This is a genomic window from Rhizobium sophoriradicis, assembly GCF_003939025.1.
In the GTDB taxonomy this organism is placed as follows: Bacteria; Pseudomonadota; Alphaproteobacteria; order Rhizobiales; family Rhizobiaceae; genus Rhizobium; species Rhizobium sophoriradicis.
The window spans coordinates 1-13,155 of sequence record NZ_RQIH01000022.1 but is presented as its reverse complement, the minus strand read 5'-3'; the positions used below and the strand labels follow the sequence as shown (position 1 = coordinate 13,155).

14 protein-coding genes are annotated in these 13,155 nt (G+C 62.9%); 7 read left to right on the top strand and 7 right to left on the bottom strand.

The features are described 5' to 3' along the window. Window positions 1–19: 19 nt before the first annotated feature. The 6 genes from EFR00_RS28820 (at window position 20) to EFR00_RS28795 (ending at window position 5,071) form a co-directional block, all read left to right on the top strand. Window positions 20–583, top strand: a complete 564-nt coding sequence (locus EFR00_RS28820; protein WP_009994466.1) for a TetR/AcrR family transcriptional regulator — start codon at window positions 20–22, stop codon at window positions 581–583. A gap of 17 nt (window positions 584–600) precedes the next feature. After that, window positions 601–942, top strand: coding sequence for a DMT family transporter (locus EFR00_RS28815; RefSeq protein WP_077990087.1), 342 nt, complete (start codon window positions 601–603; stop codon window positions 940–942). 189 nt (window positions 943–1,131) lie between these two features. Beyond that, entirely contained in the window at window positions 1,132–1,917 is a 786-nt protein-coding gene (locus tag EFR00_RS28810; protein WP_077990088.1) for a ThuA domain-containing protein, read from the top strand. A 9-nt stretch (window positions 1,918–1,926) separates the two neighbouring features. After that, entirely contained in the window at window positions 1,927–2,970 is a 1,044-nt protein-coding gene (locus tag EFR00_RS28805; RefSeq protein WP_038690767.1) for a Gfo/Idh/MocA family protein, read from the top strand. A gap of 40 nt (window positions 2,971–3,010) precedes the next feature. Next, on the top strand, window positions 3,011–3,442 hold the full coding sequence (locus tag EFR00_RS28800; RefSeq protein ID WP_077990089.1) for an EamA family transporter: 432 nt from the start codon (window positions 3,011–3,013) through the stop codon (window positions 3,440–3,442). A 105-nt stretch (window positions 3,443–3,547) separates the two neighbouring features. Continuing rightward, entirely contained in the window at window positions 3,548–5,071 is a 1,524-nt protein-coding gene (locus tag EFR00_RS28795; RefSeq protein ID WP_077990090.1) for a winged helix-turn-helix domain-containing tetratricopeptide repeat protein, read from the top strand. A 310-nt stretch (window positions 5,072–5,381) separates the two neighbouring features. Here EFR00_RS28795 and EFR00_RS28785 read toward each other — a convergent pair whose 3' ends face one another. The 6 genes from EFR00_RS28785 to EFR00_RS28760 form a co-directional block, all read right to left on the bottom strand. Next, window positions 5,382–5,777: a DUF1236 domain-containing protein gene (locus EFR00_RS28785; RefSeq protein ID WP_009984915.1), complete on the bottom strand. Its 396-nt coding sequence runs from the start codon at window positions 5,775–5,777 to the stop codon at window positions 5,382–5,384. 117 nt (window positions 5,778–5,894) lie between these two features. Further along, window positions 5,895–7,007, bottom strand: a complete 1,113-nt coding sequence (locus EFR00_RS28780; RefSeq protein WP_077990091.1) for an ABC transporter permease — start codon at window positions 7,005–7,007, stop codon at window positions 5,895–5,897. A gap of 1 nt (window position 7,008) precedes the next feature. Then, the gene (locus EFR00_RS28775) at window positions 7,009–8,136 is read right to left on the bottom strand and encodes an ABC transporter permease (RefSeq protein ID WP_077990092.1); all 1,128 of its coding nucleotides are present in this window, start codon (window positions 8,134–8,136) and stop codon (window positions 7,009–7,011) included. After that, on the bottom strand, window positions 8,133–9,878 hold the full coding sequence (locus EFR00_RS28770) for an ATP-binding cassette domain-containing protein (RefSeq protein ID WP_077990093.1): 1,746 nt from the start codon (window positions 9,876–9,878) through the stop codon (window positions 8,133–8,135). Before EFR00_RS28770 ends, EFR00_RS28775 begins: the two co-directional genes overlap by 4 nt. Continuing rightward, complete coding sequence (gene hlyD / locus EFR00_RS28765) at window positions 9,875–10,888, bottom strand: secretion protein HlyD (RefSeq protein WP_077990094.1); 1,014 nt, start codon at window positions 10,886–10,888, stop codon at window positions 9,875–9,877. The genes EFR00_RS28770 and hlyD overlap by 4 nt, the downstream gene beginning before the upstream one ends. Then, entirely contained in the window at window positions 10,885–11,589 is a 705-nt protein-coding gene (locus tag EFR00_RS28760) for a CerR family C-terminal domain-containing protein (RefSeq protein WP_077990095.1), read from the bottom strand. Before EFR00_RS28760 ends, hlyD begins: the two co-directional genes overlap by 4 nt. 811 nt (window positions 11,590–12,400) lie before the next feature. Here EFR00_RS28760 and EFR00_RS28750 point away from each other — a divergent pair. Then, on the top strand, window positions 12,401–12,715 hold the full coding sequence (locus tag EFR00_RS28750) for a hypothetical protein (RefSeq protein ID WP_077990096.1): 315 nt from the start codon (window positions 12,401–12,403) through the stop codon (window positions 12,713–12,715). Between the two features lie 30 nt (window positions 12,716–12,745). Here EFR00_RS28750 and EFR00_RS28745 read toward each other — a convergent pair. Further along, a partial coding sequence (locus tag EFR00_RS28745) for an NAD-dependent epimerase/dehydratase family protein (protein ID WP_125864880.1) occupies window positions 12,746–13,155 on the bottom strand: 410 nt, incomplete at its 5' end.

The following is a 13,155-nucleotide window of genomic DNA, read 5'->3' as shown; positions in this document are numbered from 1 at the left end:
ACGGTATCTTTAATCCCATATGTCCAACGCTCATCACCGCAAGAAACAACCGGCCCTCGTGCGCCAGCAATTGCTGGATGTCGCCGCGCGCCTTGCCGCGAGCGAAGGCATGGCCGCGGTCACACTCGATGCGGTGTCCGCCGCCTCCAGCGTCAGCAAGGGCGGGCTGCTGCATCACTTCCCGACGAAGAATGCGCTGCTCGACGCCCTGTTCGAGAGCCTGCTTGAAAAGTTCGACGCCGATATAGAGGAACTGATGCGAGGTGATCCGCTACCGCAGGGCCGTTTCACCCGGGCCTATGTCAAGGCGGTATCCGGCCTCAAGGATCGTCCCGATGATTCCAGGAACTGGACGCAGGTGACGATCGCGCTGCTTGCCGAACCCCGGCTGCGTCTGCGCTGGCGCCAGTGGGTGCAGGCGCGGGCGGAGGAATATGTCGGCACCGATTCCTCGCTCGACGCCCAGATCGTGCGGTTTGCCGCCGACGGGCTTTGGTTCGCGGACACGCTGGAAAGCCACGATATCGACGGTGCCCTGAGGCGCGATCTCATCGGCCGCCTCGTGGAGCTGACGGGCAAGTAATCCGAAGGGAGTTCGTCATGAGCCAGGCCGCCGTTTACGGGCTGCTTTTTGCAGCCGTCGTACTTGAAGTCATCGGCACGACCGCGCTGCAACTGTCGCAGCAGTTCACCCGCATCGGACCGACGGCGCTCGTCGTCGCCTGTTATGCGGCCGCCTTCTACTGCCTGTCGCTGACCCTGAAAAGCATCCCCGTCGGCATCGCCTATGCGATTTGGAGCGCTTTGGGAATCGTGCTGATTTCCTCCGTCGGCCTTGTCTTTTTCAGGCAGCGGCTCGACCTGCCGGCAATCATCGGCCTCACGTTGATCATCTCCGGCGTCGTCGTCGTCAACCTGTTTTCGAAGTCCGTTTCCCATTGATATTGCTTCGATATTTTATGAAACCGTCTCCCACTTCACGAGAGAAATTTTCCCCTTTGTCAAATTCCTGACAAAGGGCTATGTGTTGCTTGGACGTGGTGGAGAGCGAGGCGCACACAGCGCCGTTCTCCAAAGCGCTTTGGATCCACTTTCCCGCCTATCGAGACTTCCACTCTACAGGAGCACACCATGGCCATTCGCACCGTCGTCTGGGGTGAAAACATCCATGAGAATACCAATGAGATCGTCCGCGGCATCTATCCCGAGGGCATGCACACGACGATCGCCAATGCGCTGAATGCCGATCCCGGCATCTCGGCGACGACGGCGACGCTGCAGGAGCCGGAACATGGGCTGAGCGAAGCCCGGCTTGCCGACACCGACGTGCTGACCTGGTGGGGCCACAAGGATCACGGCGCCGTTTCCGACGTCGTTGTCGAGCGGGTCGCAAAGCGCGTCTGGGAGGGCATGGGCCTACTGGTGCTGCATTCCGGCCATTTCTCCAAGATCTTCAAGCGGCTGATGGGAACGCCCTGCGCGCTGAAATGGCGCGAGGCCGGCGAGCGTGAGAGGCTGTGGACGATCAATCCACGCCATCCGATCGCCGCTGGCATAGACGAGCATTTCGAGCTCGAGAATGAGGAAATGTATGGCGAGCAGTTCTCGGTGCCGGAGCCGCTCGAAACGGTGTTCATCTCCTGGTTCCAGGGTGGGGAAGTGTTCCGCTCCGGCCTCACCTGGCGGCGCGGCGCCGGCAACATCTTCTATTTCCGCCCCGGCCACGAGACCTATCCGACCTATCACGACGCCACCGTCCAGAAGGTGCTGATCAACGGCGTCAAGTGGGCGTATAACCCGCAAGCTGCGTTAACTGGTATTACCGACGCTCCAAATGTGCCTGTAGAAAAGGCGCTGGAGCCGATCGTCGAACGCGGCCCGAAATTGCACCAGGCCGGCGAAGCCGGTTACCGCTGAGGAGCATCCATGCGACTACTCGTTCTTGGCACCGGCGTGATGGCGAAAAACCAGCTCACCCACTTCAGCAAAATCGACGGCGTGACTGTTGTCGGCGCCGTCGATACCGATCCCGACCGGCTTTCCGCCTTCGCCGACAAGTTCGGCATCGAAAGGCGGTTTCTGTCGCTGGACGAGGCGATCGACTGGGGCGAATTCGATGCGGCGACGAACATTACGCCCGATCGCATCCATCACCCAACCACGCTGGCGCTGATCGCTTCCGGCAAACATGTGTTCTGCGAGAAACCGCTGGCGGAAAACTATCCGAAGGCGCTGGAGATGACGGAAGCGGCCGAAAAAGCCGGCGTCATCAACATGGTCAACCTCACCTATCGCAATGTCGCGCCGCTGCAGCGCGCCCGTGAGATGGTGCTCGCCGGCGAACTCGGCACGATCAAGCATGTCGAGGCCTCCTACCTGCAGAGCTGGCTCGTCTCGCGTGCCTGGGGCGACTGGCGCACGGAATCGACCTGGCTGTGGCGGCTTTCCACCGGCCACGGCTCGAATGGCGTGCTCGGCGATGTCGGCATCCACATCCTCGATTTCGCCGCCTATGGCGCCGCGACCGACATCGACCATGTCTTTGCGCGGCTGAAGACCTTCAACAAGGCGCCCGGCGGCCAGATCGGCGAATATATGCTCGACGCCAATGACAGCTTCACCATGTCGGTCGATTTCGCCAACGGCGCGCTCGGCGTCATCCATGCCAGCCGCTGGGCGACGGGCCATCTGAACGAGCTGAAGCTGCGCATCTATGGCGAAAAGGGCAGCCTCGAGGTCATTCATCGCCCCGGCGGTTCCGAATTGCGCGGCTGCCTCGGCGAGGATGCCGAGACCGCCACCTGGAGGGAGATCGAGGTGACGCCGGTGCCGACCAACTACCAGCGGTTCGCCGAGGCGGTGGCAAGCGGCATCCAGCCGGATCCCAATTTCCGCCACGCCGCCAACCTGCAGAAGGTACTCGACCTCGCCATGGTGACCGAGCGTGAGCGACGCGAGCTGAAGGTCTGATGCTGCTGGAGAAAGAGCCGGAGGGGCAGGGACAAGCCGTATGAAAAGCCTTCTCACAAGCTGGCCGCTTTGGGCGCTTCTTTCTGCCGGCTTTGCGGCGCTCACCGCGATTTTCGCCAAGGTCGGCGTCGAGAACGTGAATTCCGACTCCTTCATTCGCACCATCGTCATCCTGCTGGCGGCGGGCGTGATGATCTATGTGACCGGCAATTGGCAGGAGCCATCCTCGGTGTCGAGCAGGAGCTGGTTCTTCCTGGTGCTTTCGGGCCTTGCCACCGGCGCATCCTGGATTTGCTATTTCCGGGCTCTGAAGCTCGGCGATGCTGCCCGTGTTGCGCCGATCGACAAGCTGTCCGTCGTCTTCGTGTCCGTCTTTGCGGTGCTTTTCCTCGGAGAACGCCTGACGCTGCCGAACTGGCTCGGCGTCATCATGATTGCCGGAGGCGCCGTGCTCGTCGCCTATCGGGCCTGAACCTGGGAGAGGGCATAAAGCTGTAAGGTTCCGTTCTGACGATGACTTTTCTTCGCAGCTGGTCGAGCCACTTCGATCTGATCAATTTTCGCGTTATGCTTCCGCATGGGCAGCTCGACGCTTTCCTTCGCTCCGTTCCTTTACGATCCCCGGACAGGAAGCCTGTGGCGGGAGGGCAAGCCTGTTGCGACAGGGCCGCGGCCGGCCGCCTTGCTTGGTCTGCTGCTGGAAGCCGAGGGACGGGTCGTTACCAAAGCGGATCTGATGGAGCGGGCTTGGCCGGGGCTTGCCGTCGAGGAAGGCAACCTCACCGTCCAGATCGCCGCTCTCCGGAGGCTTCTCGGTGTAAGGGCCGATGGGACGGACTGGATCGTCACCGTTCCCAGGGTCGGCTATCGTCTGCCGCGGCAGGACGAGGCCGCATCGGCGCAGCCGCCGACCGTGGCGGTTCTTCCCTTCGTCAATCTCGGCGGCGATGCCGATCAGGATTACTTCGCCGATGGCGTGGTGACTGACATTATCACCGCGCTGGCGCGCTTCCGTTCCTTTTCGGTCGTCTCGCGCAACTCTGCGTTCGTCTACAAGGGCCGCAGCATCGACATCAGGGAGGTCGCAGCTCAGCTCGGGGTGCGCTACGTGCTCGAAGGCAGCATCCGGCGCGAAGGTTCGCAGGTGCGCATCAACGTGCAGCTGGTCGACGGCGTGACGGCGGCCAATCTCTGGGCCGATCATTTCGAAGACGGCATCGGCGGCATGTTCGCCTTTCAGGATCATATCACCGAGCGGGTCGCCTCGACCGTCGAACCGACGATCGAAGTCGCCGAAATCCAGAGATCGCGGCGCGACCGGCCGAACAGCCTGGCGGTTTACGACCTCTATCTGCGTGCGCTCGCCGCGATCATCGATGAGTCGATGGAAAATAATGCCGTCGCCTATGGTCTGCTGCAGCAGGCGCTGGCGATCGAGCCGGAAAATCCGATGATCCTGTCGCATGCCGCCTGGGCGCTTGAACATCGCATCGCCATGGGCTGGCCGTGGCTTGGAAGGGACGATGTAGCAGAATGCGTTAGTCTCGCGCGGCGCGGTCTCCAGCACTGCGGCGGCGATCCCCGGGTCATGGCCCATTGCGGCATGGCATTGGTGCAGGCCGGCAAGGATTATGAAGGCGGCATGGCCGTACTGGAGGCGGCCGCGGCCGCCAATCCCAACGATCTTTTCGTCGCGGCCTGCTCCGGCACCGCCGCCCTGCATTGCGGCGATATCGATCGGGCGCTCGAGCGCCTCCATCGCGCCTTGAGGCTGGGGCCGCGCGACCCGGATGCGCGGTTTTCGCTGACCGCCATCGCCATGGCCGAGCTCACCCGCGGCAATTACGAGGCGGCAATTTCCTATGCATCGCGTTCGCTGGCGCTCAATGCCCATTTCGATCCGACCTATTGGATGCTGATCGCCGCGCATGCGCATCTCGGCCATATCAACGAGGCGCGGCAGTTCCTGCATGCACTTGAAGCGATCGCGCCCGACGTTACGCTGGAGAGTATTCTGGCGGGGCAGCCGGCCAAAGACCCGCGACGCTTTGCGCCTGTTCTGGACGGTCTGGCGCGTGCCGGGATGCGGGCGCGCGCATAGGTTTTTGGAAGTTTTAGCAGCTTTTAGCAGAGCCTTTAAGGACGCAGCCGCGTTGCATGCACCACTCTCGTCCATCGAGATGGATGAAGGATCGGCACATGCTTTCAACCCTGACTATTCTATCGCTGAAACAGGGCAAGCTGTACGGCGAACAGATCCCGATAGAGGCGCTGCCGCCAGGATTCAGGCTGCCGCGGCTCCTTGTAGTCCTGTCGTTGCTTTTCGGCCACTGGCGCAAACGTACAAAAGGCGGCCCCGCCGAAGCGGGGCCGGAGGTTGCCGAGCCGCAGGGGCGGCATCGGCCGCTTGATTATTCGATGACCTGCACGACGCGGTGCGTGCGGGGTTCGACGATCACGCGCTGATTGTTGATGACCGTGTAGGCGTATTTCGGGTTATCGGGCACCGGAGTGACGACGACATCGGCCGGGAGCGGCTTGCCGACGACGATCGGCTCCTCAACCACCACGCGGGCAGTCGGGGCAGGCTGCTGCTGGACGTAGGTGACGACCTCGCGCGGCGGCGGATCGACGACAGCGCCGGCGACACCGCCGGCTATGCCGCCAACGGCAGCACCCACGGGGCCGCCGACAATCGCGCCGGTGATGGCGCCGCCGGCCGCACCGGTGACAGCGCCGTCAGCAAGAGCGTTGGTAGCGAAAGACGAAAGCGCAAGGGCGCCGGAGACAAGTAGAATCTTGTACATTTTGCTTCTCCTTTGCTGGGGTTGCGTCTGGGTAACGACGCCGCCTGGCCGATGTTCCGGCAGGAGATTCACGCTTTGGAAGCCCGGTTCACATTCTGTGAGGTGGCTGAAATCGCCTCATTCCAGCCGCCGGCGAAAGAGCCACGCGGCGGCGCTGAGCGTGACGGCGGCGATCAGCGCCAGCGGGATCGTCTGGTTTATCACCTCGCTCAAGGGGATATCCTTGAGGAAGACGCCTTTGACGATCACCAGGAAATAGCGCAGCGGATTGATGAAGGTTATCGGCTGCAGCCAGCCCGGCATGTTCTCGATCGGGGTTGCGAAGCCGGAAAGCAGCATGGCCGGCACCATGAACAGAAAGGCGCCGAGAATTGCCTGCTGCTGCGTCATCGACAGTGCCGAAATGAAGAGGCCGAGGCCGGCGACCGAGCCGAGATAGAAGATCGCGCTGCCGTAAAGCAGCAAGAGCGAACCGCGCAGCGGCACCTCGAACAGGAAGACGGCGGCGAGGATATAGACGGTGATGTGGAACAGGCCGATCATCATCGGCGGGATCAGCTTGCCGATCAGGATCTCGTGCATGCGCAGCGGCGAAACCATCAGCTGGTCGAAGGTGCCGAGCTCGCGCTCGCGGGCGATCGACAGGGCCGTGACGATCAGACCGATCAGCAGCGCGATGCTGGCGATCAGGTTCGGCACCATGAACCATTGGAAGGTGAGGTTCGGGTTGAACCAGTTGCGGGGCACCGTCGACACCATCTCAGTGCCGGCGCGCTTGCCCGCCGGCGTCTCGGCGGCGAGGGTCGCGCCGATCTGCGCGAGGTAGCCCGCGACGATCTGCGAGGCATTGGAGCGGCGGCCGTCGAGCACGACCTGCAGATCGGCGGGTGTTCCCGCCTCGATATTGCGCGAAAAATCCGGGCCGATCTCGACGGCGGCGATCACCGTCTGGTTATCGATCGCCACCCGGACTTCGCCCTGATCGGCGGCGAATTCGATGTTGCGAAAGGTCGGCGACCCGTCGATGCGCTCGATCAGTTCCTGGCCCCAATGGCCGCTGTCGCGGTTGAGGATCATGAGGTCGACATTGCGCACTTCCAGCGTGGCGGCATAGGAAAAGACGAGAAGCTGGACAATCGGCGGGCCAATGAGGATGGCGCGGCCCTTGGGATCGCGCAGCACGGCGAGCAGTTCCTTGACGATGAGGGCGTAAAGCCTTGTCCATCCCATCTCAGCCGATCCTCTTTCGGGTGCTACGCGCGGCGAGCATGAACATGATGGCGCCGATCGTCAGCATGACGGAGATTGCCTTGGTGAACATCGGCCAGATGTCGCCGGCAAGGAACACGGTCTGCAGGCTGGGGATAAGGTAGCGCGCCGGCACGATGAAGGTGATCCACTGGATGATCTCAGGCATGGAGTTGATCTCGAACAGGAAGCCCGACAGCAGGAAGGCAGGCAGGAAGGCTGATATCAGCGCCAGCTGCGAGGCGAGGAACTGGTTCTTAGTGGCCGTCGAGATCAGCAAGCCCTGCCCGAGCGCCGGTATCAGAAAGGCGGCCGAAAGGGCGTAAAGGGCCGCGACCGAACCGCGGAACGGCACACCGAAGAGAAAGACCGCAAGCAGCACGCAGAGCGTCATCGAGGTGAGGCCGAGCAGGAAATAGGGCAGGATCTTGCCGGCGAGCAGCTCGACGGCGGTTACCGGCGTCGCCATCATCGCCTCCATCGTGCCGCGCTCCCATTCGCGGGCGACGACCAGCGAGGTCAGAAGCGTGCCGACCAGCGTCATGACGATGGCGATCGAGCCCGGCACGAGGAAATTGCGGCTGGTCAGCTCCGGATTGAACCAGAAGCGCTGCTCGACCGCGATGGTGGCTTCGGAGGTGGCGACGTCCGCCTGGCGCTGCTGCTCCCAGTTGGCAACGGCACCCTGCGCATAATTCTGCACGAAATTGGCCGTGTTCGGATCGGAACCGTCGACGATCACCTGGATGGAGGGGTGGTTGCCGGCGGTATAGCGTGTGGTGAAATCGGCCGGAATGACGACGATGCCGCGGACCTTGCCGATCACGAGATCTTCCTCGAACAGGCGCCGGTCTCGGCCGATCGCCACATCGAAATAACGCGAGGCGCGGAAGCTGGCCGCAAGATCCTGCGTCAGCGGCGTCATCTCCTCGGTCGCCAGGCCGATGCGGGTGCGGCTGGTATCGAGCGAGACGCCGTAGCCGAAGAGAAAGAGCAGGATCAGCGGCAGCACGAAGGCGATGAGGATGCTGCTCGGATCGCGGATCGCCTGAAGGCTTTCCTTGCGCACCAGGGCTGAAAGACGCCGGAGCCGGCCTGACGAGGCGCTCATGCGGTGTCCTCCGCTTCCGACTGCTGCACCAGCGCAATGAAGGCATCCTCCATCGTCGGGTCCGGCTCATCCTTTGTCGCGACACGGGCCTTCAATTCATCGGGCGAGCCGAGCGCGATCGAGCGGCCGCGATAGATCAGCGAAATACGGTCGCAATATTCCGCCTCGTCCATGAAATGGGTGGTGACGAGGACGGTGACGCCTTTTTCGACGAGCGCATTGATATGGGTCCAGAATTCGCGCCGGGTGATCGGATCGACGCCGGAGGTCGGTTCGTCGAGGAAGAGTGCGCGCGGCTCGTGCATGACGGCGCAGGCGAGCGCCAGCCGCTGCTTGAGGCCGAGCGGCAGATCCTTGGCTGCCTCGCGGTCATGGCGGCCGAAATCGAAAATATCAGCCATCAGCGCGATGCGTTCGCGTCTGCGCTGGCCGCGAAGGCCGTAGACGCCGGCGAAGAATTCGAGGTTCTGCATGACGGTGAGATCGCCATAGAGCGAGAACTTCTGCGCCATGTAGCCGAGTTGGTTGCGGGCCTCCGCGGCATCACGGCGAAGATCGAAACCGGCGACGCGGCCTTCGCCGCCGGTCGGTTTCAACAGGCCGCAGAGCATCTTGAAGGTGGTGGATTTGCCGGCGCCGTTCGGGCCGAGCAGGCCGAAGATCTCGCCGCGGCGGATATCGAAGCTGATGTCGTCGGCGGCGGTGAAATCACCGAAGCGTTTGGTGAGGCTCCTGGCCTCGATCACCGGGCGGTCGCCCTCGACCTTCAGCGGTTCTTGCGCCTCGGCAAGCCGGGAGCGGCCTCCGGGACCGCCGCCCAGCATGTCGACGAAGGCATCCTCGAAGCGGGGCGGGGCAGGGGCAAGCGATGCGCCGTCACCGGCCTTGCCGATATCGGGCCTCTTGTCCTTGGCTGCCACCAGGCGGATCGCCTCGCCCTGGATCACGCCGTCGATGACGCCATCAGCCTGTAATAGTTCGGCAAGCACCTGCCGCCGGCGTCCCGTGACGCCGGAAACCCTGAAGACCCGGTCGCCGACGCGTTCGGTCAGGTCCAGAGGTTTTCCCGAGAAGAGCAGCTTTCCCTGGTTCAGGAGCAGCACATGGTCGCAGGCCTCCGCCTCATCAAGGTAGGCGGTCGACCAGAGCACGCCGATGCCTTCCTTCGTCAGGTTCTCGACCATCTTCCAGAGGTCGCGGCGCGAGATCGGGTCGACGCCCACGCCTGGCTCGTCGAGCAGCAGCAGGCGCGGCTTTTTCAGCAGCGCGCAGGCAAGGCCGAGCTTCTGCTTCATGCCGCCGGAAAGCTTGCCGGCGAGCCGGCCGGTGAAGCGCTTGAGGTCGGTGAACGTCAGCAGCTCGTCGAAGACGCCGGCGCGTTCGCTCCTCGGCAAGCCGCGCAGATCGGCGTAGAGATTGAGGTTTTCCAGCACCGAGAGGTCCTCATAGAGGCCGAAGCGCTGCGGCATGTAGCCGATCGCCGCTTGGATACCGGCGGCATTCTTCCTGGTGTCGAAGCCGAGAACTTCCACGCTGCCTGTGTCCGGCAGCATCAGGCCGGTCATCAGGCGGATCAATGTCGTCTTGCCGGCACCATCGGGGCCGACGAGGCCGGTGATCGCACCGCCGCCGATCACACCGGAGATGGCGTCGAGGGCCGGAGGCGCATCGCCGAACCGCTTGGTGACGCCATCGATCCGGACGAATGGCCTGTCGTCGTCCCTGGGCCCTGCGGCGGTCATTGTCCGCGCGCCGCAGGCTGGGAAAGCCGCACCGTGACCGGCATGCCCTGGCGCAGATCCGGGCCAGGCTTGTCGATGACGATCCTCAGGCGATAGACAAGATCGGTCCTGAGCTCCGGCGTCTCCACCGATTTCGGGGTGAATTCGGCAACCGGCGAGATGAAGCCGATCGTTCCCTCATAGGGCTTTTCCGGCGCCGTATCGGAGGCGACGGAAACCTTCATGCCGGGATGGATGCGGCCGAGATCGGGCTCGGCGACGTAGCTGCGCACCCAGACGGGCTCGGTCAGGGAGAGCACGAAGACGGTATCGGCCGGCGATACGATCGCGCCGTTCTCGCGCACCCGGGAGAGGATGATGCCATCGTTCGGCGCACGCAGCTCGGTATCTGCGAGCGAGGTGCGGGCCGAGGCGAGGGTTGCCTCGGCGGCCTTCAGCTGGGCGTCGGCGGCGGCGATATCCTCGACGCGCGAGCCTTCCTCGAGCAGTTTCAGCGCCTCATTGGCGGACTGGGAGCGGGCGGCGGCCATTGCCTTCGCAGCGGTCGCCTGATCGAGGCTCGCCTCGGAAATCGTGCCCTGCGGGCGAAGCTGGCGGGCGCGTTCATAGGCGAGGTTGGCGTTTTCAAGATCGGCGAGGCTCTCGTCATAGGCGGCACGCGCCTGGGCGATTTCGGTCGGCCGCGGGCCGGCCTTCAGCTTGTCGAGCGTTGCGCGAAGGGCTGCGGCATTGGCCTCGCCCGAGCGGACGGCGAACTCATAGGGCGCGGCGTCGAGCTTCGCCAGGACCGCATCCCTCTTGACGACATCGCCCTCGTCGACGCGGAGCTCGGAGAGGCGGCCGCTGACGCGAAAGCCGAGCGAGACCTGGCGGATATCGACATTGCCGTAAAGGACGAATTCGCGGCGGGCTTCGGGCAGCCAGCCGAGCTTCTCGGGTACACCGTACCACCATGCGGCAGCGCCGCCGGCGACGAGGATAAGGATGGCGAGGGGAAGGATGCGTTTCATGCTGCACCGCCTTTCGGCTGACCTATGACTTCGGCCAGTTCGGCGGCCAGGCGCCGCAAGATCTCCACCTGCTCGGGGCCGAAGGTCTCCCATTCCATCTGCGCGAGCACGGAAGCATGGGCGAAGCGGAAGATGAGGATACTGCCGACGAGATTGAAGGTGCGCAGGCGCACATGTTCGGACGCCGGATCCTCGCGCAGAATGGCGCCGACGAGCCGGCGACCCATCTCGATCATCGGCCTCATCATGCCCTGATAGACCCGCCTGAAAGCCTCGGTCGGCTCCATCTGCTCGCGGATCAGAAAGCGGGCCCAGGGTTCGGATTCCTTTGCGACGAAGAGCGTCACCATGGTCTGGAGAACTTCGGTGAGGAAGGCGCGCGCCTGGGCTTCGCCGAGCGGTTCGCCGGCCGCGTCGAGCGCCATCAGATGCGCACCGATGCGTGCCCGCATGCCGCTGACATGGGCGTCGATCCGCGTCATCAGATATTCGGCGGTGGCGATGTAGAGGCCTTCCTTGCTGCCGAAATAATAGGGGATTGCCTGCAGGTTGACGCCGGCCGCTTCTGTCAGCTGGCGGGTCGAAGCACCATCGAAGCCGTAGCGCCCGAATACGTCGAGAGCGGCCGTTAGCATCTTCTGCCGCGCGATCTCGGCGCGGGCGGAGGTTGGTGGGTTTTGGGTATCGTTGTTCTGGGTCATGACGAATTTATAGCACCAACGTAAAAATCAGTCAATCGAATGATATATATCGGGATGCGTTTTGACGGGAGAGGGAACGGATCCTGGGAGGCGGTGGTAAAGGACGGGGAGGTTGCGGGGCAGACCGAGCTTTCCTGCTCGAGCCAGTCGAGATTTTCAGATCGGCAAAGATGTGCCGGCAGGGAAAAGCAATGAAGCCCGTGCAAACGGACCTCTCAGGGAGCTTGGGGTGGCTGCTAACAGTAGCGCTGTGGCATCGCTAATTTCGACACTAGTATGTCTGGGGTCGTCCGCCGCGGAATGACTATCCCGCCGTTTTTCTCGTTATACGCTCATTTTTTGACACAAAACTGCCTTGCTCCTTCCGTATCGCCAAATGCGATGCGTATCCAAATCTATATTATCGCGCTCCTGCTGAGCGCCATTATGTGGTCGATCTCGTTCGACGCGGCGCGAGAGTCCTATCATGCTGCCCAGAGTGCGGGATTGATGCCCAATTTGCACATCAACAAGAAGCTGGATCGCATTCTGTAGACTGCGGGCCAGCGTTCACATCATTGGCATTGCGTGTTGGTCGCGGCGTATCGGCCGGCGGAGGCGCTCGCCATGGGTGCGGGGCGCTGTGCGGTCCTCAAATCCTGGAAAGCCGGAGAAAGTCAAATTTCGTAAAATTTGACCGATCCGCTTAAAAGCACTGCAAATCCTGGCGTGTAGAGTGGTCTCATGAAAGCGGCCGAGGCGTGGACAGACGCGTCGATCGTTTGGAACCGAACGGAGCGAAAGCCCGCCGATCCACAAATGGGGACTCGACATGCATAGAACACTTGCCGCCATCGCCTTGACTTTGACCGTCAATGCCGCTGCCGGGCCGGCCTTCGCCGTCGGCCCCGCCAGCCTCGCACGCGACCTGATGTACACCTCCGCCATCGGCTACGCGCCCGAGGTTCCGCTGACGACGCGCGCCGGATTCGTACGGCCGGGTGTACCCTTCGTTCTGCGCAGTCCGGCGGCGGTCGAAGGCGAAGGTTACCAACTCAAAACCTATGCACAGAACCTGACGGTCGTCGTCGACTATATGGTTTCGAAGGCTTTAGAGGCGGTGCAGGCGGCTGCGCTCCTCCGTTAAAGCGCCTCGCATCCTCCAGAGCGACCTAAGTCAGCCGTCGAGTTGGCCGCGCACATCGAGATACCATTCGACGAAAGCCTTGACGCCGACGTCCAAGGTCGTTGCCGGTTTGTAGCCCGTCAGCGCGACAAGCAGATCGGGGGCGGCGAAGGTGCGCGGCACATCGCCCTTCTGCATCGCCAGCATCTGGCGAATGGCAGGCTGGCCGAGTGCCTTTTCTACCGTCTCGACGAAATCCATCAGGCTGACCGGCTGGCCACCGCCGATATTGACGACGCGGAAGGGCGCCTGGCGCGAAAGCGTTTCGACCGCCGCGTCGTTGAGGCGATTTTCCTCGCGGGGCGCAATTGCCGACAATCTGACGATCGCTTCGACGAGGTCATCGATATAGGTGAAATCACGGCTCATATTGCCTTCGCCGTAGATCTCGATCGGCTGGC

Bases quoted from the DNA above. Each gene is read 5' to 3' on its own strand.
- EFR00_RS28820 (WP_009994466.1), top strand. From the start codon at position 20: ATGTCCAACGCTCATCACCGCAAGAAACAACCGGCCCTCGTGCGCCAG.
- EFR00_RS28815 (WP_077990087.1), top strand. From the start codon at position 601: ATGAGCCAGGCCGCCGTTTACGGGCTGCTTTTTGCAGCCGTCGTACTT.
- EFR00_RS28810 (WP_077990088.1), top strand. From the start codon at position 1,132: ATGGCCATTCGCACCGTCGTCTGGGGTGAAAACATCCATGAGAATACC.
- EFR00_RS28805 (WP_038690767.1), top strand. From the start codon at position 1,927: ATGCGACTACTCGTTCTTGGCACCGGCGTGATGGCGAAAAACCAGCTC.
- EFR00_RS28800 (WP_077990089.1), top strand. From the start codon at position 3,011: ATGAAAAGCCTTCTCACAAGCTGGCCGCTTTGGGCGCTTCTTTCTGCC.
- EFR00_RS28795 (WP_077990090.1), top strand. From the start codon at position 3,548: ATGGGCAGCTCGACGCTTTCCTTCGCTCCGTTCCTTTACGATCCCCGG.
- EFR00_RS28785 (WP_009984915.1), bottom strand. From the start codon at position 5,777: ATGTACAAGATTCTACTTGTCTCCGGCGCCCTTGCGCTTTCGTCTTTC.
- EFR00_RS28780 (WP_077990091.1), bottom strand. From the start codon at position 7,007: ATGGGATGGACAAGGCTTTACGCCCTCATCGTCAAGGAACTGCTCGCC.
- EFR00_RS28775 (WP_077990092.1), bottom strand. From the start codon at position 8,136: ATGAGCGCCTCGTCAGGCCGGCTCCGGCGTCTTTCAGCCCTGGTGCGC.
- EFR00_RS28770 (WP_077990093.1), bottom strand. From the start codon at position 9,878: ATGACCGCCGCAGGGCCCAGGGACGACGACAGGCCATTCGTCCGGATC.
- hlyD (WP_077990094.1), bottom strand. From the start codon at position 10,888: ATGAAACGCATCCTTCCCCTCGCCATCCTTATCCTCGTCGCCGGCGGC.
- EFR00_RS28760 (WP_077990095.1), bottom strand. From the start codon at position 11,589: ATGACCCAGAACAACGATACCCAAAACCCACCAACCTCCGCCCGCGCC.
- EFR00_RS28750 (WP_077990096.1), top strand. From the start codon at position 12,401: ATGCATAGAACACTTGCCGCCATCGCCTTGACTTTGACCGTCAATGCC.